Source organism: Massilia sp., assembly GCF_046293535.1.
Taxonomy (GTDB): Bacteria; Pseudomonadota; Gammaproteobacteria; order Burkholderiales; family Burkholderiaceae_D; genus Telluria.
This window is the reverse complement of sequence record NZ_JBKBOV010000059.1, coordinates 1-21,977: the sequence shown is the minus strand read 5'-3', so window position 1 is coordinate 21,977 and position 21,977 is coordinate 1. Positions and strand designations below refer to the sequence as shown.

Annotated in this window: 22 protein-coding genes and 2 tRNA genes; 13 read left to right on the top strand and 11 right to left on the bottom strand. The window is 63.9% G+C overall.

Annotated elements, in window-relative coordinates; translation table 11 throughout:
* Window positions 1-154: 154 nt before the first annotated feature.
* Window positions 155-239, bottom strand: a tRNA-Leu gene (locus ACK4S9_RS21645).
* A gap of 322 nt (window positions 240-561) precedes the next feature.
* On the opposite strand from ACK4S9_RS21645, the gene rnr reads away from it, so the two are divergent.
* The 4 genes from rnr (at window position 562) to ACK4S9_RS21625 (ending at window position 5,849) form a co-directional block, all read left to right on the top strand.
* On the top strand, window positions 562-3,141 hold the full coding sequence (gene rnr / locus ACK4S9_RS21640; RefSeq protein ID WP_409729758.1) for a ribonuclease R: 2,580 nt from the start codon (window positions 562-564) through the stop codon (window positions 3,139-3,141).
* A gap of 3 nt (window positions 3,142-3,144) precedes the next feature.
* Window positions 3,145-3,888, top strand: a complete 744-nt coding sequence (gene rlmB / locus ACK4S9_RS21635; RefSeq protein WP_409729756.1) for a 23S rRNA (guanosine(2251)-2'-O)-methyltransferase RlmB — start codon at window positions 3,145-3,147, stop codon at window positions 3,886-3,888.
* Between the two features lie 507 nt (window positions 3,889-4,395).
* The gene (cysE, locus tag ACK4S9_RS21630; protein ID WP_409729754.1) at window positions 4,396-5,145 is read left to right on the top strand and encodes a serine O-acetyltransferase; all 750 of its coding nucleotides are present in this window, start codon (window positions 4,396-4,398) and stop codon (window positions 5,143-5,145) included.
* 8 nt (window positions 5,146-5,153) lie between these two features.
* Window positions 5,154-5,849 (top strand): YceH family protein, encoded by a 696-nt coding sequence (locus tag ACK4S9_RS21625; protein WP_409729753.1) that lies wholly within the window; start codon window positions 5,154-5,156, stop codon window positions 5,847-5,849.
* Here the strand turns inward: ACK4S9_RS21625 and ACK4S9_RS21620 are convergent.
* The 5 genes from ACK4S9_RS21620 to ACK4S9_RS21600 form a co-directional block, all read right to left on the bottom strand.
* The gene (locus tag ACK4S9_RS21620; RefSeq protein ID WP_409729751.1) at window positions 5,809-6,624 is read right to left on the bottom strand and encodes a hypothetical protein; all 816 of its coding nucleotides are present in this window, start codon (window positions 6,622-6,624) and stop codon (window positions 5,809-5,811) included. The two genes, ACK4S9_RS21625 and ACK4S9_RS21620, sit on opposite strands and share 41 nt — an antisense overlap.
* Before the next feature lie 5 nt (window positions 6,625-6,629).
* Entirely contained in the window at window positions 6,630-7,595 is a 966-nt protein-coding gene (locus ACK4S9_RS21615) for a hypothetical protein (protein WP_409729749.1), read from the bottom strand.
* On the bottom strand, window positions 7,592-8,464 hold the full coding sequence (locus ACK4S9_RS21610) for an ABC transporter ATP-binding protein (RefSeq protein WP_409729747.1): 873 nt from the start codon (window positions 8,462-8,464) through the stop codon (window positions 7,592-7,594). Before ACK4S9_RS21610 ends, ACK4S9_RS21615 begins: the two co-directional genes overlap by 4 nt.
* Window positions 8,461-8,838: a GntR family transcriptional regulator gene (locus ACK4S9_RS21605; protein ID WP_036213661.1), complete on the bottom strand. Its 378-nt coding sequence runs from the start codon at window positions 8,836-8,838 to the stop codon at window positions 8,461-8,463. Before ACK4S9_RS21605 ends, ACK4S9_RS21610 begins: the two co-directional genes overlap by 4 nt.
* A 181-nt stretch (window positions 8,839-9,019) precedes the next feature.
* Window positions 9,020-9,943, bottom strand: a complete 924-nt coding sequence (locus ACK4S9_RS21600; RefSeq protein ID WP_409729745.1) for a DUF726 domain-containing protein — start codon at window positions 9,941-9,943, stop codon at window positions 9,020-9,022.
* 140 nt (window positions 9,944-10,083) lie between these two features.
* On the opposite strand from ACK4S9_RS21600, the gene ACK4S9_RS21595 reads away from it, so the two are divergent.
* A complete protein-coding gene (locus ACK4S9_RS21595) occupies window positions 10,084-10,476 on the top strand; it encodes a type II TA system antitoxin MqsA family protein (RefSeq protein ID WP_409729743.1) in 393 nt (130 codons plus the stop codon).
* Window positions 10,477-10,519: 43 nt separating this feature from the next.
* Here the strand turns inward: ACK4S9_RS21595 and ACK4S9_RS21590 are convergent, their stop codons facing one another.
* The 4 genes from ACK4S9_RS21590 to ACK4S9_RS21575 are packed head-to-tail and all read right to left on the bottom strand — an operon-like array spanning window position 10,520 to window position 13,445.
* Window positions 10,520-11,407: a DUF726 domain-containing protein gene (locus ACK4S9_RS21590; protein ID WP_409729741.1), complete on the bottom strand. Its 888-nt coding sequence runs from the start codon at window positions 11,405-11,407 to the stop codon at window positions 10,520-10,522.
* A gap of 33 nt (window positions 11,408-11,440) precedes the next feature.
* Entirely contained in the window at window positions 11,441-12,208 is a 768-nt protein-coding gene (locus ACK4S9_RS21585; protein WP_409729740.1) for a UDP-2,3-diacylglucosamine diphosphatase, read from the bottom strand.
* 40 nt (window positions 12,209-12,248) lie between these two features.
* Complete coding sequence (locus ACK4S9_RS21580; protein WP_409729738.1) at window positions 12,249-12,740, bottom strand: peptidylprolyl isomerase; 492 nt, start codon at window positions 12,738-12,740, stop codon at window positions 12,249-12,251.
* Between the two features lie 48 nt (window positions 12,741-12,788).
* Window positions 12,789-13,445 carry a peptidylprolyl isomerase gene (locus tag ACK4S9_RS21575; RefSeq protein WP_409729737.1) on the bottom strand — a complete coding sequence of 219 codons (657 nt, stop codon included), beginning with the start codon at window positions 13,443-13,445 and terminating at the stop codon, window positions 12,789-12,791.
* A 246-nt stretch (window positions 13,446-13,691) separates the two neighbouring features.
* Between ACK4S9_RS21575 and cysS the strand changes: the two genes are divergently transcribed.
* The 8 genes from cysS to ACK4S9_RS21535 all read left to right on the top strand — a co-directional run bounded on the left by cysS (window position 13,692) and on the right by ACK4S9_RS21535 (window position 21,904).
* Window positions 13,692-15,077: a cysteine--tRNA ligase gene (gene cysS, locus ACK4S9_RS21570; protein WP_409729735.1), complete on the top strand. Its 1,386-nt coding sequence runs from the start codon at window positions 13,692-13,694 to the stop codon at window positions 15,075-15,077.
* The gene (locus ACK4S9_RS21565; protein WP_409729733.1) at window positions 15,077-15,754 is read left to right on the top strand and encodes a DNA-3-methyladenine glycosylase family protein; all 678 of its coding nucleotides are present in this window, start codon (window positions 15,077-15,079) and stop codon (window positions 15,752-15,754) included. Before cysS ends, ACK4S9_RS21565 begins: the two co-directional genes overlap by 1 nt.
* A gap of 92 nt (window positions 15,755-15,846) precedes the next feature.
* Window positions 15,847-16,824 carry an acetyl-CoA carboxylase carboxyltransferase subunit alpha gene (locus ACK4S9_RS21560; RefSeq protein WP_409729731.1) on the top strand — a complete coding sequence of 326 codons (978 nt, stop codon included), beginning with the start codon at window positions 15,847-15,849 and terminating at the stop codon, window positions 16,822-16,824.
* A complete protein-coding gene (gene tilS, locus ACK4S9_RS21555; protein WP_409729729.1) occupies window positions 16,821-18,230 on the top strand; it encodes a tRNA lysidine(34) synthetase TilS in 1,410 nt (469 codons plus the stop codon). The genes ACK4S9_RS21560 and tilS overlap by 4 nt, the downstream gene beginning before the upstream one ends.
* Before the next feature lie 147 nt (window positions 18,231-18,377).
* A complete protein-coding gene (locus ACK4S9_RS21550) occupies window positions 18,378-19,625 on the top strand; it encodes an aspartate kinase (RefSeq protein ID WP_409729727.1) in 1,248 nt (415 codons plus the stop codon).
* A 99-nt stretch (window positions 19,626-19,724) separates the two neighbouring features.
* Window positions 19,725-19,818, top strand: a tRNA-Ser gene (locus ACK4S9_RS21545).
* Window positions 19,819-20,157: 339 nt separating this feature from the next.
* Window positions 20,158-20,625 (top strand): H-NS family nucleoid-associated regulatory protein, encoded by a 468-nt coding sequence (locus ACK4S9_RS21540; protein WP_409729725.1) that lies wholly within the window; start codon window positions 20,158-20,160, stop codon window positions 20,623-20,625.
* A 181-nt stretch (window positions 20,626-20,806) separates the two neighbouring features.
* Window positions 20,807-21,904 carry a tyrosine-type recombinase/integrase gene (locus ACK4S9_RS21535; RefSeq protein ID WP_409729723.1) on the top strand — a complete coding sequence of 366 codons (1,098 nt, stop codon included), beginning with the start codon at window positions 20,807-20,809 and terminating at the stop codon, window positions 21,902-21,904.
* Here ACK4S9_RS21535 and ACK4S9_RS21530 read toward each other — a convergent pair.
* The coding region (locus tag ACK4S9_RS21530) for an IS3 family transposase (protein WP_409728498.1) at window positions 21,890-21,977 on the bottom strand (88 nt) is incomplete at its 5' end. The genes ACK4S9_RS21535 and ACK4S9_RS21530 overlap by 15 nt on opposite strands.

Below are 21,977 nucleotides of genomic sequence, written 5' to 3'. Positions count from 1 at the left end.
CCTCGCGGCACATGGACCTGAACCATGCGCGTCTACCAATTCCGCCACGTGGGCATATTTACTTCGGTACAGCTAACTCTTTGCAAGCTTCCGCACCGGCGGGAAACCCGCCGGGCCTACGATACTGCATACTGCATACTGCTACGGAATTCTATGGTGCCCACGGAGGGACTCGAACCCCCACACCTCGCGGCACATGGACCTGAACCATGCGCGTCTACCAATTCCGCCACGTGGGCACTGAACTAACTCTGCTACAATAGCAGGCTTTGTCATTTTTCGCCAGATCAACTTTCGTTGATCGCAGTGCAAATGCCTCTGCCGCTACCGTTTTTCTCCTGCCGCAGCGAGCTGCGTTGCTGAAGAGACCGAGATTATAGCGGAAGGATTTCAAAAGTCAAAAGCCCACTTGGGTTTCTATAAGAGATTCTTTGAGCACGCTTGATTGCACATGTTAGGCGAATCGCTCGGCAATCCCTTACACTACGCCTGTCAAGGTGTTCATCAATCCCCGGGCTGCTCTGCCGGCAGCGCCGCTATCAAGAGAAATAAGAAAACGATTTGAAGCAACCTACTCATACCATTCCTAGCCGCGAGGAGATCCTCGCCGTCTTTCGCAGTGCCAAGGGCCCGCTCGCAGCGGGCGACGTTGCGCGCGCCCTGAAGGTCAAGCCCGCCGCGCAGGAGGTGCTCGGCCGCCGGCTCAACGCCATGGAGCGCGACGGCCAGATCCGTTCGGACGCCAGCGGCACCTATCTGCTGGCCGACCAGTCCGGTTTCATCACCGGCCGCGTCAGCGCGCACCGCGATGGCTACGGTTTCGTCATTCCGGATGGGGGCGGCGACGACCTGTTCCTGAACGATAAGGAAATGAACAAGGTGCTCAACGGCGACCGTGTACGCGCACGCGTCACCGGCACCGACCGCCGCGGCCGCCCGGAAGGGACCATCGTCGAAGTGGTCGAGCGCGCCAACACCCACCTGATCGGCCGCCTGATGAACGAGGGCGGCGTCTGGATCGTCGCGCCCGAGGACGTGCGCATCAGCCAGGACGTGCTGGTCGCGGGCGGCCCGGGCAAGGCCAAGGCCGGGCAGGTGGTCAGCGTCGAACTGATCGAGCAGCCTTCGCGCTTCCAGCAGCCCACCGGCAAGATCGTCGAGGTGCTGGGCGAACTGGACGACCCGGGCATGGAAATCGAAATCGCGGTGCGCAAGTTCGGCGTGCCGCACGTATTCTCGCCGGCCGCGCTGAAGCAGGCCAACCGGCTGCCGAACGAGGTCGTCGATGCCGACCTGGCAAACCGTGTCGACCTGCGCGACGTGCCGCTGGTGACCATCGACGGCGAGGACGCGCGCGACTTCGACGACGCGGTCTACTGCGAACCGGTGAAAATCGGCCGTACCAAGGGCTACCGCCTGCTGGTGGCGATCGCCGACGTCAGCCACTACGTCAGGCCGAACGACGCGCTCGATACCGATGCGCTCGAGCGCAGCACCTCGGTCTACTTCCCGCGCCGCGTGATCCCGATGCTGCCCGAGAAGCTGTCCAACGGCCTGTGTTCGCTGAACCCGGCGGTGGACCGCTGCACCCTGGTGTGCGACATGGTCGTCACCGAGGACGGCGAAGTCACGGCCTACCAGTTCTACCCGGCCGTGATGCACTCGGCGGCGCGCCTGACCTACAACGAGGTTGCCGAGATCCTCGGCAACACGGCCGGTCCGGAAGCGCAGCGCCGCCCCGGCATCGTGCCGCACCTGCTGCACCTGAACGAGGTGTTCCGCGCGCTGCTCAAGGCGCGCCAGGAGCGCGGCGCGATCGACTTCGAGACCACCGAGACCTACATCGTCTGCAATGCCGTCGGCAAGATCGAGAAGATCATCCCGCGCACCCGCAACGATGCGCACCGCCTCATCGAGGAATGCATGCTGGCCGCCAACGTATGCGCGGCCGACCTCCTGATCCGCCATAAGCACCCGGGCACCTTCCGCATCCACGGCACCCCGACCGAAGAAAAGCTGCTGCAGCTGCGCACCTTCCTGAAGCTGGTCGGCCTGAACCTGGGCGGCGGCACCAAGCCGACCGCGCGCGACTACGCCGAGGTCATGCAGAAGATCAAGGAGCGCCCGGATGCGGCCCTGTTGCAGACCATGCTGCTGCGCTCGATGCAGCAGGCGGTCTACAGCCCGGACAACGTCGGCCACTTCGGCCTGGCGTACGAAGCCTATGCCCACTTCACCAGCCCGATCCGCCGCTATCCGGACCTGCTGACCCACCGCGCGATCAAGGCCATCTTGCAAGGCAAGAAGTACGAGCCGAAGGGCATCGAGCTGGGCGGGCTGAACACCACCCTGTCGAATTCGGCGCGTAAGCAAGCCGCCAAGGACAAGGCGGAAGGCCGGGCCAAGAAGGAGCAGGACCTGACCATCTGGGACGCGCTGGGCGTGCACTGCTCGGCCAACGAGCGCCGCGCCGACGAAGCCTCGCGCGACGTCGAGAACTGGCTGAAGTGCTACTTCATGCAGGACAAGCTGGGCGAGGATTTCACCGGCACCGTGTCCGGCGTGACCCCGTTCGGCATTTTCGTGACCCTGGATCAGCTGTACGTCGAGGGCCTGGTGCACATCAGCGGCCTGGGCACCGACTACTTCCAGTACGACGAGGCGCGCCATGAACTGCGCGGCGAGCGCAGCGGCCAGGTCTACAAGCTGACCGACAAGGTGAGCGTCAAGGTGGCCAAGGTCGACCTCGAGTCGCGCAAGATCGACCTGGTGCTGGCCCAGGCCGACGTGCAGGAGACCGTCCCGGCGCCGTTCGAGCGCGCGCGCCAGGCCGCGGTCGAGGCGCTCGAGCCGAAGCCGCCGAAAAAGCGCAAGGCGAAAGCCCAGGCCGAGGCGCCGCTGGAGCCGTCGCGCTACACCAGCAGCGAGGACGAGGAAGCAGGGGACGAAGACGTGGTCTTCGTGCCGCCGCCGCGCAGCGCGCGCACGCCTGCAGCCAAGACCGCCGGCAAGACCACCGCCAAGACCGCAAGCAAAACAGCGTCCAAGACGCCCACGAAGCGCGCCGCCAAGACCAGCGCGCCAAAAACCAAAGCGGTGGCCAAGACCCCCGCTGCCAAAACTAGCAGGAAGAAACAGTAATACATGAAAAATAAAATGTTATTCGGGTTCCACGCGGTGACCTCGCGGCTGCGCCACGAGGCCCAGTCGGTGGAAGAGATTTTCGTCGATGCCGAGCGCAATGATGCGCGCATGAAGGCCTTGATCGCCAGCGCGAAAGAGGCGGGTGTGCGCGTCATGCCCGTCGACGCAGCGCGCCTCGACAAGATCACCGGCACCCGGCGCCACCAGGGCGTGATCGCTTTTGCCAGCCAACTGGCGCTGGCGCGCAACCTGGACGAGCTGCTCGATGCGATCGAAGGTCCGCCGCTGCTCTTGATCCTGGACGGCATCACCGATCCGCACAACCTGGGCGCCTGCCTGCGCGTGGCCGACGGCGTCGGCGCGCATGCCGTCATTGTCCCGAAAGACCGCGCGGTCGGCCTGAACGCCACCGCGGCGAAAGTGGCGAGCGGCGCGGCCGAGACCGTGCCCTACATCACCGTGACCAACCTGGCGCGCACCATGCGCGAGCTGAAGGACCGCGGCATCTGGCTGATCGGCACCTCGGACGACGCCGACAAGGGCCTGTACGAGGCCGACTTCACGGGCCCGGCCGCACTGGTGATGGGCTCGGAAGGCGAAGGCATGCGCCGCCTGACCCGCGAGACCTGCGACCTCCTGGTCAGCATCCCGATGTTCGGCTCGGTCGAGAGCCTGAACGTGTCGGTGGCCTCGGGCGTGTGCCTGTACGAGGCACGGCGCCAGCGCATCGCGCGCGAAGGCTGACTCAGCTCTTAAAAAATTGGGTTCCCGCCTTCGCGCACTGCTGTCCGGGATAATTTCATCTAGCCGGAAATCGTCGTTCCCGCGTAGGCGGGAACCCAATTTGGGGTGAAATATCCTGGCCTGCGATAGCGGCCCGCAACAGGATTGGGTTCCGGCCTTCGCCGGAAGTCGTAGGCGCCAGTGGCGCGTACGACGAGTTAGGTGCTTGAAGTTTGCTTGTTGGATACGCGTACACCGCCGCCGTTTCCCTAAACCCCTATTAATCTAGAGTTAGCGATTATCCCGGACAGCAGTGCGCCTTCGCGGGAACGACGGATCAAAGGGGCGCGACCGAAGTCGATGACTTTGGTTTGCGGATACCAAAATCAAGGTCGTTCCCGCGCAGGCGGGAACCCAAGTTCCTTACGTCGTAGCAGACGCATCCTTCCCCTGCAAGCCCAAGCAATCCCCAAGCAAACCCCCGCAACATACGCTACCATCCTTCCTCGGTTTGCGATCATCCTTATCATGTTTTCGAAATTATTTGCCAACCTGCGCGACGATATCCAGAGCATCATCCAGCGCGATCCCGCCGCCCGCAACGGCTGGGAAGTCCTGACCTGCTATCCCGGCCTGCATGCCGTGATCATGCACCGCTGGGCGCACGCCTTCTGGAAACTGGGGCTGAAGTGGATCGGCCGCTTCATCTCCTACCTCGCCCGCATCATCACCGGCATCGAGATCCACCCGGGCGCGACCATCGGCCGCCGGGTCTTCATCGACCACGGCTTCGGCGTGGTCATCGGCGAAACCGCCGTGGTCGGCGACGACTGCACCATCTACCAGGGCGTCACCCTGGGCGGCACCACCCTGGTGGCCGGCACCAAGCGCCACCCGACGCTCGAGCGCGGCGTGATCGTCGGCGCCGGCGCCCAGGTGCTGGGCGCCTTCACGGTCGGCGAATACGCCAAGGTCGGCTCGAATGCCGTGGTCATCAAGCCGGTGCCCGCCGGCGCCACGGCGGTCGGCAACCCGGCCCACATCATCCGCAAGGAAGACCAGTCGCGCAGCGCCCACCTGTTCGCGGCCTACGGCGTCACGCCCAACGGCGACGATCCGCTGTCGAAGGCCCTGCGCGCGTTGGTCGATCACGTCGCCCGCCAGGACGAGCAGATCGAGCGCCTCACCGACACCATGCGTGACGCCGGCCTGTGCTGTCCGAAGGTGGCCGAGGGTGATAAACTCGATCAAGAACAACTGAACCGACTGGTCGACTGAGGAAACGCATGACGAATGAAACGACGGGCACGCCTGACAACGCGGCGGGCACCGTGAACGCCGCCGTACTGGACCCGATGGAAATCCGCGTGCTCGCGGTGCTGGCCGAGAAAGAGGCGCTGACGCCCGATAACTATCCGCTGTCGGTGAACGCCATCGTCAACGGCTGCAACCAGCTGTCTAGCCGCGACCCGATCATGCAGCTGACGGACGAGATGGTCCTGGATACGCTGCAGCGCCTGATCGAAAAGAAGCTCGTCAGCGCCATCTCGCAGGCCGGCGCGCGCGTGGTGAAGTACGAGCACCGCATGCGCATCAAGTGGACCCTGGAGCAGGACAAGGTGGCGGTGCTTGCCATCCTGATGCTGCGCGGCCTGCAGACGGCCGGCGAGATCCGCACCCGGACCGGCCGCCTGTTCGAATTCAAGAGCGTGCCGGAGGTCGAGACCGTGCTGCAGTTCCTGATCGACAAATACCCGCCGCTGGTCGCGCGCCTGGACCGCGCGCCTGGCACCAAGGAGGCGCGCTACGGCCACCTGCTGGGCGGCGAGCTGGCGGCGTACGAGCCGCCCGCCGCGGGCGCCGGCCTCGGCGGAGGCGGCGCCAGCCGTGTCGGCCAGCTGGAACAGGAAGTCGCCGCATTGCGCGGCGAACTCGAGGAACTCAAGGCGCAGTTCGAGGCGTTTCGCCAGCAGTTCCAGTAGGCGTTTCCGGCGCCGGCGCATAGCTCAGCTCGACTACGGCGTCGTCGCTCCAGCTGTCGTTCCCGATCGGCACCTGGAAAGTCGTGCCCTTGACTTCCAGCTTCGCCGAGCGATTGCCGTCGACCAGCACCGCCCCGAGAAGCGGCCGCTCGCTGCGGAAGGGGAAATGCGCCTCCTTGCTCACGCCCTCCCAGCGGAAGTCCTCGGGGTCGCCGAAGAAGTTGCACCAGTCCGTGCGCAGCAGGATGGTATTGATGGTCATCACCCAGAAGGTCGGGATCTCGGCCTTGGCCATCGCCACCGTCACCTTGCATTCCAGCCGCAGGTCGCCCAGCCGGCGCTGGTGGGCCGGCAAGCCCGGCGTGCGGATGTCGGGGTCGGTGCGGTAGACGCGGCGCTTGCGGTTCAGCTCCAGTTCGCTCTTCGCTTCCTCGGCGGCGGCCACGCGCGGCACCACGAAGCGCCGCTCGGCGTCGATGGCGAGCGGCATGTTGAAGCCGCCGTCGCCGACCAGGCGGACGGCCAGCGGCTGCGCCGACTCGTCCTTCGATTGCGTGCGCAGCCGGAAGTAGAGGCGCTCGGCCGCGGGCGCCAGCTGCCGGTGCCGCTCAAAAGCATCCAGGCCGGCCAGGATCACCTCGTACTTGCGCACTTCAGGATTGCGCATGGCGTTCACATGCACGGGCTCCAGTTCGCGGACCGGCTTGTCCTGTGCGGAAGCCAGGCCGCCGCACAGGAGCGAGGCCGCGAGTGCGAGCGTCGTCAGGGCGCGCACGGCGATCAACCCTCGTCGCGCCAGCGGCGCAGGCGCATCGCGGCGTAGATCATCGCGGCGCCCACCGCGGCGGCGATCCAGGTGCTCGGGTAGGCCAGGGTCGAGTACGAGAGGCCGAGCAGGGCGCCCGGGTCCAGGCCGTACTGCTGGTTGATGACTTCGATGTCGCTGTGCGACAGCCAGATCCCCGGCACCAGCCCGGCCAGGCCGCGCACCACGACCTCGTAGTAGAACCAGTTGACGTCGATGACGCTGTTCGACACGTGGCCGACGATGAGGTTGAACCACTTCAGCAGCATGGCCACGACCAGCGGCGTGCAGACCGCCCACAGGAAGACCTTGGAGCGCGCCCAGCTCGACACCATCAAGAGCCAGCCGACGGTCGGCAGCGCATAAATGATGTACAGCGGCAGGAAGGCCAGCAGGTACAGCGGTCCGAGATACAGGTTCGGCTCCTGCAGCACGAGCCCGAACAGGTTCACGCCCTTGCCGGCGACGCTGATCATGCCCAGCACCAGCAGCGCGAGGCCAGTCACCACGCCGATCGCGATCGTGATCAGGGGCGCCACCACCAGCGCGGTCAGCACTTTGGACAGCACGGTGTCGCGGTCCGACAGCGGCAGCGACTTCCAGAACAGGATGCTGCGGTCGCGCCGGTCGTCATGCAGCGCGGCCAGGCAGTAGAAGAACACGACCACGGCCAGCACGACGAACAGCGGCGCCGCCAGGCCGAGGTAGCCGGAGGCCGCGGCGTAGGCGAGCTTGGCGCGCAGCCCCGGCGGCAGGCCCTGGATCGCCACTACGCTGTGGCCGTTGAACTGGATGGTGTCGTGCCCGCCGGCGGCCAGGGCATACATGAAGCCCCCGCCCACCAGCAGCAGCATCGCCGCGGCCACCGCGACCGGCGTCCAGAAGAAGGCGCCCTTGTGCTCCCAGAACTCGCGCCGGAGCAGCCATTTCATCGTTTTCATGCGTAGGTTCCTTTCATGGTTGCCACGAACAGGTCGGCAACGCTGGGATTGCGGGTCTCGCCCAGTTGGGCGAGCTGGGCGCGCGACACGCCGCCCGGCGCCCTTGAATCGAACAGCATCACCGACTTGCCGAACACGGTGCGCTTGTCGAGCGGGGCCAGGGCGTTGGCGGCGACCAGCTTGTCGGCCGGGACCATCACTTCGGTGTAGCGCTCGCCGATCTCTTCCATCGAGGCGGACAGCACGATTTTTCCTTCGCGGATGAACATCAGGTCGGTCAGGATGTGCTCGACTTCTTCCACCTGGTGGGTGGTGATGACGATGGTCTTCTGCTCGTCGAAATAGTCTTCCAGCAGGTTCTGGTAGAACTGCTTGCGGTACATGATGTCCAGCCCCAGCGTCGGCTCGTCGAGGACGAGGAGCTTGGCGTCGATGGCCATCACGAGGGCCAGGTGCAGTTGCACGATCATGCCCTTCGACATTTCCTTGACCTTCATCTCCGGCTTGAGCTTGGTATGCGCGATGTAGCGCTCGGCCTTGTCGCGATTGAAGCGCGGATGCACGCCGGCCACGAAGTCGACCGCATCCTTCACCCGCAGCCAGCGCGGCAGGATGGCGACGTCGGCGATGAAGCAGACGTCCTTCATGAGGTCGTCGCGCTGGGTGCGCGGGTCGAAGCCCAGCACCGACAGCTGGCCCTCAAAAGGAATCAGGCCCAGCGCCGCCTTGAGCGTGGTGGTCTTGCCCGAACCGTTGGGGCCGATCAGGCCGACGATGCGGCCGGCGGGGATGTCGAAATCGATGCCGTCGACGGCGGTACGCTTGCCGTAACGCTTGGTCAGGCCGCGTGCTTCGATGACGGCATTCATGCTGAACCTCCCGGAGCGTTGTTGCCGGAGGCATTGAGCAGCTGCTCGACGTTCAGGCCGAGGCGGCGGATGCGCTCGACCATGGCGGGCCACTCTTCGCGGATGAAGCGTTCGCGTTCGGTGGCCAAGAGTTTCTCGCTTGCTCCTTCGGTAACGTACATGCCAATTCCCCTTCGCTTTTCCACTAAGTTCTCGTCGACCAGTTCCTGGTAAGCCTTCGATACGGTGATCGGATTGAGTTGATATTCGGCCGCGATCTGGCGGACCGAGGGCAGGGCGTCGCCGGCTTTCAAAATGCCGTCGAGCATCATGCCCACCACGCGCTCCTTGAGCTGGCGGTAAATGGGTGTGTTGTCATTCCAGCCGACTGTCATGTCCAGTTCTCCTCTGTCGTGGTGCTGCCGGGTTCATGTTTGTCTCCATGAGGTGCTATGTTGATCTGGTGTTGTAGTGAAGTATAACAGTGAGCTCTTCGTTGTCAATATACATACTGAACATATTTACGGAAACGAATGGACAGGAGCAGTGCGAGTGGAGAAGCAGCCAAGCCCTCGATCAATATTCCTTCAGCTGCTCGAGGATGGAGCCGAATTTGCTCTTCCAGGCCAGGTGCCCGTCGACCAGGCGCCAGCAATCGAAATGGAACAGGCGTGCGTGCTGCAGGTTGATGCCGGAGTAGCCCGCTGGCTCGCTCAGCGTGAGATTGACGCTGCGGTAGAGGCGCGACAGGATCGCATCTTCGCGCGAGTAGCAGTTGAAGATGCGCCCCTTGACGGCGCCCGCGGCCTGCTCCCAGCAGCCGTCGTCCTTCGCCCCGCCGCCGACGGCGGCCCCCAGCAGATAGACGTTCTCGATGCGCTTGCGCTTTTCGCGGGCCAGCGCCTTGAGGGCGAAATGGATCACCCTTCCGCCCAGCGAATGGCCGGCCAACGTGAAGCGCCAGCCTGGCGTGCTGCGAATCGCGTGCGCCAGCAGGACGCCGGTCCGCTCGGCCGACAGCATCGCGCCATGCCAGGCCGTCAGGCCGTTGGCGCCGATCCGAATGATCGGGCTCATTGGCGATGTCAGGCTTTCGAGGGTCAGCAGGTCGCCCAGTTGCTTGCCAGGAGCGCGGCCCGCCTCCCAGTCGAGGTGGTACCAGGTCGCCCGCCTGAACTTGCGCCGGATGGCTTTTTCCCAATCGGCCGTGTCGTGGTCTCCCTGTGAAAGGAAGCCGTTGACGACGATGACCGCATGCTTGCCGCCCGACTGCAGCTTGCGTATCTGGACGTGCGGGACGGAGCGCTTCCCCGGCTGGCCAAGAACCGGCAGCGCCATCCTGCCCACCGTGAGCGCCGCGGCGCCGACGCCCAGGCCGATCGGGTTGACCAGGCTCGCCAGGGTGAGGGCCTTGGCGCCGAGACTCCAGTGCTTGCCAGCGGATGGAAGGCAGAACTCGGAAATATCGTTGAACGGACCGGGTGGTATGACAAGGTGCATTGAATGGAAGAGTAGTTTCGATTTGGAAATTTTAACCCGGTAGCCGGTCACCAAGCCGTGGGGAGGCGCTTTTATGCAAGGCGGGCGCGGTGGTCCGAAGCGCTTTGGTAGGATGCGCTGTGAGACTGAATGGAGGAACGATGCTGACATGCCCGAACTGCGACGTTTCGCCGCTGACGCATGCGATCAGGGAAATGCAGTACACCTACAAGGGCCGGAGCACGACAATTCCCGACGTGGTGGTCGAGCATTGCGCTGGCTGCAAGGAGGTCATGTTTGCCCGGGGCGAGCACGACCACTACGGCGAACTGGTCGCCGCTTTCCGCAAGCAGGTGGACGCGGACGAGCTCAAGACTGTCCGCGCGCTGCGCAAGCAGCTGGGGTTGACCCAGCAGAAGGCGGACGAGCTGTTCGGGGATGAGGCGGGCGACTTCGCGCGCTTCGAGGCGGGCGAGGCGCATGCGCCGGTGGCGCTGGTGAAGCTGCTGCGGCTGCTGGGAAAGCATCCGGATCTGCTGGACCAGGTGCGCTGAGCTGGCGCCGGCTTACGAAGGGCAGCGGGGCGAACGTAGCTTGCTAGTCGTCCAGCTGTTCCAGGATCGTGCCGAATTTGCTCTTCCAGGTGAAATGGCTGTCGACCAGGCGCCCGCAGTCGACATGAAACAGGCCTGCGTGTTTCAGCACGATGCCGGAATGCCCGGCCGGCTCGCTCATCCATAAGTTGGCGCCACGGTAGAGGCGCGACAGGATCGCATCCTTGTTCGAATAGCAGTTATAAACGCGCCCTTCGACCGCGCTGGCGGCCTTGGTCCAGCAAGCGCTGTCCTTGGCCCCGCCACCCACGGCCGCGCCGAGCAAATATGCGTTCTCGACCCGCTTGCCGGGGTTCTTGGCGAGCTCCCTCAGTGCAAAATGGACGACCCTGCCGCCCAGCGAATGGCCGGCCAGCGTGAAGCGCCAGTCCGGGGTACGCTGGATTGCCTTCGCCAGGAGTTCTCCGGCCCGCTCCGCGGCCGACATCGCGGCGTGCCACGAGAGCATGCCGCCGACCACGGGCGACACCGGCTGCATCGAGAGCCTGGGCAGCTTGAGCAGGCTGTCCAGCGTCAGCAGCTCGATGGCTTGGCGCTTCAGGCCGCGGCAGGCGTCCCAGTCGAGGTGATACCAGGTCGCATCCCCGAACTTGTCTTCGATCGCGGCTTCCCAGTCGGCCGTGTCATGGTCGCCCTGCGACAGGAAACCATTTACGAGGATGACAGCGTGCTTTCCGCCCCGGCGAATCTTGTGGAACTCGAAATGCGGCGCGCGATCCCGTATCAGCTTGCCGAGCTTTCCAGCGGCACGGTCGAACTTGGGATTGGGAAATAGGCCATGAGAGGAGCCGATGGGGCTTGCCGCGCCGGATGCGGGCGCTGCGGGATTCGGGAATTGCTCGATATCGGAGAACGTCTGCAGCGCTGCCATTGCCATTGCCAGGGAAGTTTCAGTAGGGAAATTCTACCCTGTTAGCCCGCGAAACGGCTGGACAGCGTGCCGTGAAAGCGTGCCTTCGGCATCCAGCGCGATCCACCCGCCGCGTCGCGGCTCGGTATCCAGCTCCCAGTCCGGCAGCACATAGCGCAGCCTGCCGCCCGTGTCATGCAGCGCCGGCCGGTGCGTGTGCCCATGGATGATCACGCTTGCTTGCGTGGCGTCGAACAGCGCCTTCACGGCCTCGGGCGCGACATCCATGATCTCGTAGGACTTGCCGGCCTGGGCCTCGCGGCTGCCTTCGCGCAGGCCGGCGATGACCGCCTTGCGCTGCGCCAGTGGCATGCCGAGGAAGTGCTGCTGCCATTCGCGGTCGCGCACCTGGGCGCGGAAGGCCATGTACTTGAGGTCGGCGGTGCACTGGGCGTCGCCGTGCACCAGCGCGATGCGCTTGCCACCGGCCGTGATGACGTGCGGCTCTTCCAGCAGGCTGAGTCCCGCCGCTTCGGCAAAACCCGGTCCGACAAGGAAATCGCGGTTGCCCGCCAGCCAGTACACGGCCGTGCCCGCGTCGCTTACGGCGCGGATGGCGGCAATCACTTGCTGGTGGAAAGGCTCGGCGAGGTCGTCGTCGCCGGCCCAGTATTCGAAGATGTCGCCGAGCAGGTAGAGCCGCTCGGCGTGGATCGCACGCCCCGCCAGGAAAGCGAAGAAGGCGTCGGCCGTGCGCGGATGCGAGGCCTGCAGATGCAGGTCGGAGACGAACAGGGCGAACGTGCGCCCGGGCATGCTCATTGGACTGACGGGTAGTGCAGGCCCCGGCGCACGTGCTGCATCAGACGACTTCGACCTTCTCGATGACGACCGGATCGACCGGCACGTCCGAGTGCATGCCGCTGCGGGTGGTCTGCACGGTGTTGATCTGGTCGACGATGTCCTGGCCTTCGGTGACCTTGCCGAACACGGCATAGCCCCAGCCGTCCTGGCCCGGGTAGTTCAGGAAGGCATTGTCCTTGGTGTTGATGAAGAACTGGGCCGATGCCGAATGCGGCGCCGAGGTGCGGGCCATGGCGATGGTGTACTTGTCGTTCTTCAGGCCGTTCTTGGCTTCGTTCTCGACGGTCGCATCGGTCGGCTTTTGCTTCATGCCCGGTTCGAAGCCGCCACCCTGGATCATGAAGTCCTTGATCACGCGGTGGAAGATGGTGTTGGTGAAATGACCCTTGTTGACGTAGTCGATAAAGTTGGCAACGGTCTTCGGCGCCTTCTCGGCGTCCAGTTCGATGGTGATGTTGCCCTTGTTGGTGGTCATGCGAACGCTGGTCATGTTCTGTCCTGTATAAGTTGGTTATTGTTAATGCGGCAAACGCATTCGCTATTTTACAAGCTTGTCGCCCTTGAGCACGGTTACGGACTTAATGAAGATCGGCGTCACCGGCACGTTCTGCATGCCGCGCACGTCGTCCACCATCACGCCCTTGATCTTGTCCACGACTTCCTGCCCCCGCACGACCTTGCCGAAGACGGTGTAGCCGGAACCCTTGTAGAACGGATAGTCGATGCCCGAATTGTCGGCGACGTTGATGAAGAACTGGGAGGTGGCCGAGTCCGGATGGTCTTCGCGCGCCATCGAAATGGTGTACGGCTGGTTCGACAGGCCGTTGTTCGATTCGTTCTTGACCGGCTTGTTGGTCTTGCGGCCCTCGAACTTTTCGTTCATGCCACCGCCCTGGATCATGAAGCCGTCGATCACGCGGTGGAAGATGGTGCCCTTGTAGAAGCCCTGCTTTACGTACTGCATGAAGTTGGCCACCGTCTTGGGCGCCCGCTCCTCGTCGAGCTGGACGACGATGTCGCCCATCGTGGTCTTGATCGCTACCTGCGGACCCTTGACCACCGGCGCGGCGGGGGCTTCAGCGGCAGCGTCGGAGGTGGTTTCCTGGGGCGCGGCCAGGGCGGCGCCGGACAGCAGCAGGGCGCCGGCGCCCAGGGCGATGCCCTGAAGCAGCGAGCGGCGGAAGGCAATGGTCATTGTCGTGGCTCTCCTCTGGTGGACCTCGCGCAAGGTGCTGTCAAGTCTTTTCCCGAAAAATAAAGCTGAACCATATGCGGCCAGCCGGGATTTTAACAATGCTATACTTTGCGCAGAACGTCCCATTCTATCAAAGAAGAACAACACCCGAGGGTACAGACGATCTCTGCGATATCCCGCCGCGCCGCATCAGCTTCCAGCGCTGCCGTACTCGCTCCCGATCCTCTCCCTCACCAGAAACCACCCATGAGCCAACTGAAGATTTACAACACGCTCGCGCGTGACAAGCAGGTATTCGTCCCGATGGAAGCCGGCAAGGTCGGCATGTATGTGTGCGGCATGACCGTGTACGACTACTGCCATATCGGTCACGCGCGGATGATGATGGCTTTCGACGTGATCTACCGCTGGCTGATGGCCTCGGGTTACGAGGTCAAGTACGTCCGCAACATCACCGACATCGACGACAAGATCATCAAGCGCGCGGTCGAGAACGGCGAGACCATCGGCCAACTGGTCGAGCGCAACGTCAAGTACATGGACGAGGACATCGCGGCGCTGAACATGCTGCCGCCCACCGTGGTGCCGCGCGCCACCGAGTACGTGCCGCAGATGCTGTCGATCATCGAGCAACTCGAAGCCAAGGGCCTGGCCTACAGGAGCGATGACGGCGACGTGAACTACGCCGTGCGCGGCTTCGACGGCTACGGCAAGCTGTCCGGCAAGTCGCTCGACGACCTGCGCGCCGGCGAGCGCGTGGACGTCAGCAGCGGCAAGCGCGACCCGCTCGACTTCGTGCTGTGGAAGGCCGCCAAGGAATCCGAACCCGCGGAAGCCAAGTGGGATTCCAAGTGGGGCAAGGGCCGTCCGGGCTGGCACATCGAGTGCTCGGCCATGTCCTGCGCCACCCTGGGCCAGCATTTCGACATCCATGGCGGCGGCGCCGACCTGCAGTTCCCGCACCACGAGAACGAGATCGCGCAATCCGAAGGCGCGTTCGGCGGCAACATGGTCAACTACTGGATCCACAACGGTTTCGTGCGCGTGGACAACGAGAAGATGTCCAAGTCGCTGGGCAATTTCTTCACGATCCGCGACGTGCTCAAGAAGTACGACGCCGAAGTGATCCGCTTCTTCATCCTGCGCGCCCACTACCGCAGCCCGCTGAATTATTCCGATGCCCACATCGATGACGCCAAGGGCGCGCTCACGCGCCTGTACACGGCGCTGTCGGCCGTGGACCTCGGCGACGAGCAGCCCGCCGTGGATTGGGACGAGGCCCACGCCCTGCGCTTCCGTGAAGCGATGGACGACGACTTCAACACGCCGCTGGCCGTGGCCGAGCTGTTCGACCTGGCGAGCGAAGTCAACCGCAGCAAGTCGCTCGACGCCGCGCGGCAGCTGAAGGCACTGGCCGGCGTGCTGGGCCTGCTCGAGCGTGCGCCGCAAGCCTTCCTGCAGGGCGGCGACGAGGCGGGCGACGCCGGCGTCATCGATGCCATCGCGCGCCGCGCCGCAGCCAAGAAAGCCCGCGATTTTGCCCAGGCGGACGCGATCCGTGCCGAACTGACTGCCGCCGGGATCATCCTGGAAGACAAGCCGGACGGAACGACGACCTGGCGCCGCGCATAATGGCCGGCGACAAGGACAAGTCCGCGGCCATGGAGCCGCAGGGAGAACTCGCCGTCCCGATCTACTGGGCCGAAGCGAAGGCCGCGCTGCAGGCGCGCGACCGCATCATGGCCAAGCTGATCCCCCAGATCGGCGACCTGCACCTGCGCGGCCAGCCCGACCCCTTCACCACGCTGGCGCGCTCGATCGTGGGCCAGCAGGTCACCCCGAAGGTGGCCGACGCGGCCTGGGCCAAGTTGCTGGCGACCTGCCCGAAGCTGTCCCCGAGCCAGGTACTCAAGGCCGGCGCCGTCGAGCTGGCCGCCTGCGGACTATCCAAGCGCAAGACCGAATACATCCTCGACCTGGCCGACAGTTTCAAGGCCAAGCGCGTCCATGCCGACCTGTGGTCGCAGATGGACGACGAGGCCGTCATCGCCGAACTGGTGCAAATCCGCGGCATCAGCCGCTGGACAGCGGAGATGTTTTTGATATTTAATCTGCTCCGTCCAAACGTGCTGCCGCTCGACGATCCCGGCCTGATCCAGGGAATCAGCCAGAATTACTTCTCTGGCGAACCTGTTTCTCGCAGCGATGCGCGCGAGGTGGCAGCCAACTGGGAGCCCTGGCGTACGGTGGCAACCTGGTATTTATGGCGTAGCCTCGATCCGGTATCCGGTTCGGGTACGGTAGAATAACGCCCAAAACAGGGGCCGGCAGTTGTTACTGCAGGCCCGGTGCATGCTGCGCGAACGGAAACGCTGCGGCCACGAAATAATCCGGAGGTACAATGACTAAAACAACTTTCCTCAATTTTGAGCAGCCGATCGCCGAGCTGGATTCCAAGATTGAAGAGCTGCGTTTCGTGCAAGACGACTCCGCCGTCGACATCTCCGAAGAGATCGACCGCCTGGCCAAGAAGAGCCAGCAGCTCACCAAGGACATCTACGCCAAGCTGACCCCATGGCAGGTGTCGCAGATCGCCCGCCATCCGCAGCGTCCGTACACCATGGACTACGTGAACGCGATCTTCACCGACTTCCACGAACTGCACGGCGACCGTACTTTCGCCGACGACCAGTCGATCATCGGCGGCCTGGCCCGCTTCAACGGCCAGGCCTGCATGGTCATCGGTCACCAGAAGGGCCGCGACACCAAGGAGCGCGCAATGCGCAACTTCGGCATGCCGCGTCCGGAAGGCTACCGCAAGGCCATGCGCCTGATGAAGCTGGCGGAAAAATTCGGCCTGCCGATCTTCACTTTTGTCGACACCCCGGGCGCCTTCCCGGGCATCGACGCCGAAGAGCGCGGCCAGTCCGAAGCGATCGGCCACAACCTGTACGTGATGGCCGAGCTGAAGGTGCCGCTGATCGCCACCATCATCGGCGAGGGCGGTTCGGGCGGCGCGCTGGCCATTGCGGTGGGCGACGCGGTGCTGATGCTGCAATACTCGACCTACTCGGTGATCTCGCCGGAAGGCTGCGCCTCGATCCTGTGGAAGACCTCGGAGCGCGCCAGCGACGCCGCCGACGCCCTGGGCCTGACCGCGCACCGCCTCAAGGCCATCGGCCTGATCGACAAGATCGTCAACGAGCCGCTGGGCGGCGCGCACCGCGATCCGAAGCAGATGGCCCAGTTGCTCAAGCGCGCGCTGGCCGACACCCTGCGCCAGTTCCAGGGCATGAAGACCAAGGACCTGCTCGAGGCCCGTCACGCGAAGCTGATGGCTTACGGCAAGTTCAAGGAAACGCTGCCGCGCGAAGAGTGAGTTCCACCCACGCCGGAAAAGTCCCGGCAGTCTTCGCGCAGGCCGTAGGCAGCCTGCGCGACACGCATCCTTTCTCCTCCATGGCGATCGCCTGCAGCGGCGGCCTCGATTCGATGGTCCTGCTGCGGCTGGCGCACGCCTGGGCGGCCGGGCAGGGCGTGGCCCTGCATGCCTTCCACGTCCACCACGGGCTGAGCCCGAACGCCGATGCCTGGCTGGGGCATTGCCGGCAAGCTTGCACGGCGCTCGGCATTGCCTTCGACCACCGCCGCGTCGAGGTGTTCAAAGGCAAGGACGGCACCGAGGCAGCGGCGCGCAAGCTGCGCTACCGCGCGCTGGGCGAGATGTGCGTCGCCCATGGCGCGCACGTCCTGCTGACCGCCCACCACCTCGACGACCAGGCCGAGACGGTCCTGCTGCAGCTGCTGCGCGGCTCCGGCCCGGCCGGGCTGGCCGGCATGGATGGGGCCAACCGTGCTCCCGGCCTGCTCGGCGACGCCGGACTCGTCATGGCGCGCCCGCTGCTGGCGCTGTCGCGCGCCCAGCTCGAAGAGCATGCGCGCGCGGAAGGCCTGGCGTGGGTCGAGGACGAATCGAACAGCGATCCGCGCCATGCCCGCAATGCGCTGCGCCATGGCGTGATGCCGGCTCTGGCGGCCAGCTTCCCGGGTTACCAGGCGCGGCTGGCGCGCGGCGCCGCCCACGTGCAGGCCGCCCAGCGCATCCTCGACGAAGTCGCCGCGCAGGACCTGGCCGCCTGCCTCGAGGGCGAGGCGGTCGACCTGGCACGGGTGCGGCAGCTCAGCCGCGAGCGCACCGACAACATGCTGCGCCACCTGTTCCACGTGCGTGGGCTCGCCATGCCTTCGACCGCCTGGCTGGCCGAGATGGTGTCCCAGCTGTTCTCGGCGCGCGAGGATGCGCAATTGAAGGTGACGCACCCGAGTTGCCAGATCCGCCGCCACCGCGGCAAGCTCTACATTACCCCGAAGCTGCCGGATCTCGCGGGCATGCGCGACCCCGACGATATCGGCGTGCTGGTCAAGGAAGGGGAGAGTTTCCGCTGGAACGGGGAAAGCGCGCTCGCTTTCCCGGCCTATGGCGGCGTGCTGCACTTTGACGTCGCAACAGAAGGCTTCGATCCAGTCTGGCTGCGCAGCCGCCTCCTCACCATCGATTTCCGCCAGGGCGGCGAGCGTCTCAAGCCCGCTGCCAACCGCCCGACCCGCAGCCTGAAGGCGCATTACCAGGCGCTCGGCGTGCCGGCCTGGGAGCGCGAGCGTGCGCCGCTGGTGTGGGCCGACCGCGAACTGCTGTTTGCCGCCGGCATCGGCATGGATTGCCGGCATCTGGCCGCGGGGCAGGGCGAGCGCATCGCGCTGCGCTGGGTGCCCGAAGCTGTCTAGACTTGTTTTTGTTTCTATACGAAAACGGTATTACTTTATTTTGTTTTCGTATAGCTTTTTCGCTAGACCGTCTTGTGATACTGCACTGCAGCATGCTAGAGTAAGGGTCCCCTTTTGATCTTTCAACAAGCTGGAACCCTTCCTGATATGGCTTTAATTGTCCACAAATATGGCGGGACGTCGATGGGCTCGACGGACCGTATCAAGAATGTCGCGGCCCGCGTGGCGAAGTGGCATGATGCCGGCCACCAGGTCGTCGTGGTGCCTTCCGCGATGTCCGGTGAAACCAACCGCCTGATCGCGTTGGCCAAGGAAATCATGCCGCAACCGGACCCGCGCGAACTGGACATGATTGCCTCGACCGGCGAGCAGGTCTCGGTCGGCCTGCTGGCGATGGCGCTGCTGGCCATCGGCAAGGACGCCGTCTCGTACACCGGTTGGCAGGCGGGCATCCGCACCGATTCTTCGTTCACCAAGGCGCGCATCCAGTCGATCGACGACACCCGCGTGCGCGGTGATCTCGAAGCCGGCAAGATCGTCATCATCACGGGTTTCCAGGGCATGGACGAAGATGGCAACATCTCGACCCTGGGCCGTGGCGGCTCGGACACCTCGGCGGTGGCCATCGCCGCCGCCCTGAAGGCCGACGAATGCCTGATCTACACCGACGTGGACGGCGTCTACACGACCGACCCGCGGGTCGTGCACGAGGCGCGCCGCCTGGAAAAGATCACCTTCGAGGAAATGCTCGAACTGGCGTCGCTGGGCTCGAAAGTGCTGCAGACGCGTTCGGTCGAATTCGCAGGTAACTACCAGGTCCCGACGCGCGTGCTGTCGTCGCTGACCGATCCCCTGATGCCGCTGGACGAAGAAGCGAAGTCCGGCACCCTGATTTCGTTTGAGGAAGAAAGCAACATGGAACAAGCCGTCATCTCCGGTATCGCCTTCAATCGCGATGAAGCCAAGATCACCGTCCTGGGCGTGCCGGACAAGCCGGGCGTCGCCTTCCACATCCTCGGCCCCATCGCCGAGGCGAACGTCGAAGTGGACATGATCATCCAGAACCAGTCGGTGGACGGCAAGACCGACTTCACCTTCACCGTGTCGCGCGGCGACTATGCCAAGGCGATGGCCGTGCTGGAAGCGCAGCGCGAGGCGCTGGGCGCGGCCAAGGTGCTGGGCGACGCCAAGGTGTCGAAAGTCTCGGCCGTGGGCGTGGGCATGCGCAGCCATGTCGGCGTGGCCTCGCAGATGTTCCGCACCCTGTCGGAAGAGGGCATCAACATCATGATGATCTCGACCTCGGAGATCAAGATCTCGGTGCTGATCGACGAGAAATACATGGAGCTGGCCGTGCGCGCCCTGCACAAGGCATTTAACCTCGAGCAAGCTTAACAATTTTCAAAATTTTGGGCGTGCGTCCTTGACGCAACGTGCACCAGCCCTTAAGATGCGTGCACTCAGCGCTGACTGACACACAAGTCGGAACTGATTGGAGGCGTGGCCGAGTGGCCGAAGGCACTTCCCTGCTAAGGAAGCATATGGGCTTAAACCTGTATCGTGGGTTCGAATCCCACCGCCTCCGCCAAGATGCAAAGACTAAAGCCACCGCAAGGTGGCTTTTTTCTTTTCTTCCCTCTGGCAGCCCGTAATTTGTTGTCCAGTAGAGTCCGCCATGTTTCATCTACGTCCGCCGTCGAAAGGTAGATAGGAAGGTAGATAGGATTGGTGAACCGGAGACGGTCTTGTCCGGGCGCGCCAGGAAGGCCACTGCGACCCACGGCCGCGGGAAGCAGATCCCCAAAGTCCTTGCCGGGGCTGCAGGTTCCGGTTTGTAGCGAAGAGTTCCCCTTCCGCTGGTTTGGTTCTACAGTCGGGCCATGCGCCGTATGCCCTGATTAAGCGCAGACGCGAGAGTGACGCAAATTTGATCGAGTTCATTGTTACCGAACAAAATCAAATTCCAAGTGCGGCCTACTCTACCTTCAGTTGCTGCCGGGCCACGCCGCGCCAGGCACAGGGTCCGGCGTACGCCTGCAGTGAGGTCAGCGCCGGCAAAACCGATATTGATTTGGAGAGTTCCGTAATGGTTGACTTGACTACCTATTCGCTTGATGAGCTCCGCGTCCTGAACGACGATGTCGAGAGCGCGCTGGATGAGCGTGTTTCCGATCAGCTCATGGAGGCACGCGACCGGATCGTACTTATGGCGAAAGAGATCGGCGTATCGGTGGAAGATCTGATTGGGAATCTCGTAGCAGAAAGCAAGCACAGCAAGATTAAATACCGCCATCGTAGCGACCGTTCTCTGGAATGGACAGGGCGGGGGCGGCAACCTGGATGGGTTAGAGAGTGGCTCGCGAACGGCGGAGCTCTCGATCAGCTGCGCGTTTGAGACAGCCGCGGGGCGGCGCCAAAACGGCCCTACTGGCCCGGGGCTGCGTACCGCTATTCGACTAGCGATGGCATCGCATATCTTCCCCTTAAGGGCCCCTTGGCCCATGCGTAGCAGCGTCGGCTAACTTCCACGGCTAGCCTGCATCCAAAGGCAGACTAGTCGTCACTTGGAGCCACGCATGCCTAAACTCGTCAAGAAGCTCTCCGCACTCAGGATTTCCAGCATCGCCAAGCCTGGATGGTATTGCGATGGCGACTGCTTGTGGCTGCAGGTGACCGCAACTGGCAGCAAGACGTGGGTATTTAGGTATGACGTGGGCGGCAAGCGCCGCCACATGGGCCTGGGCTCGCTAAGACAGGTTTCCCTTGCCGATGCCCGTACCCAGGCCGCCGAGCTGCGGCTGGCGCTGCGTGGCGGGGGCGATCCCCTGGCCGAGAAAAGAAGCGACCGGCTTGCGAGACGCCGTGCGGAGGCACGGCGGATGACGTTTGATGCCTGTGCCAGGGCGTATATCAAGGCACATCGGGCATCTTGGCGAAACGAAAAGCATGCAAAACAGTGGGAATCGACCCTGGCAATGTACGCCTCTCCGGTGCTTGGCCAGCTTCCTGTGGAGGAGATCGATACTGCGCTCGTCGTCCGGGTGCTCGAGCCGATCTGGGCAGAAAAGACCGAGACCGCGACGCGGCTCCGCGGCCGCATTGCATCCATTTTGGACTGGGCCACTGTCAGCAAGTACAGGACGGGAGAGAACCCTGCGAAGTGGAAGGGACACCTCGATCATCTACTGGCAAACCCTGACAGTGTCTCTCCTGTAGTGCACCACCCAGCGCTGCCCTGGCAGCAGGCGCCGGCATTCATGGCGCAGCTGCAGCAGCGCGAGGGCTACTCTCCACGTGCGCTCGAGTTTGCCATTTTTACTGCAGCGCGGTCCTCAGAGGTGCGGGAGGCCCGCTGGTGGGAGATCGACATGGATGCGGCTCTCTGGACCGTGCCAGCCGAGCGAATGAAAGAGGGTCGCGAGCACCGTGTGCCTCTGCCGGACCGGGTCCTCGATCTGCTAAAGGGGCTTAGCAAAAGCGGCGAGCTCATCTTCCCTGGAAGAGGCGGCAATTCGATGTCGGATATGACACTGACGGCTGTGTTGCGCCGCATGGGGTGGAACGGCATTACGGTGCACGGGTTCCGGTCGACGTTCCGCGACTGGTGCGCCGAATATGCATCGAATAATGGCCTTCCCCCATCGATACGGACACCTCCGTTAGGCGCATTTTAGATTTTCAAACTGTACCGGGCTGATGTAGCCGATAGTGGAATGACGCCGGCGTGGATTGTAGAACCTCTCTATG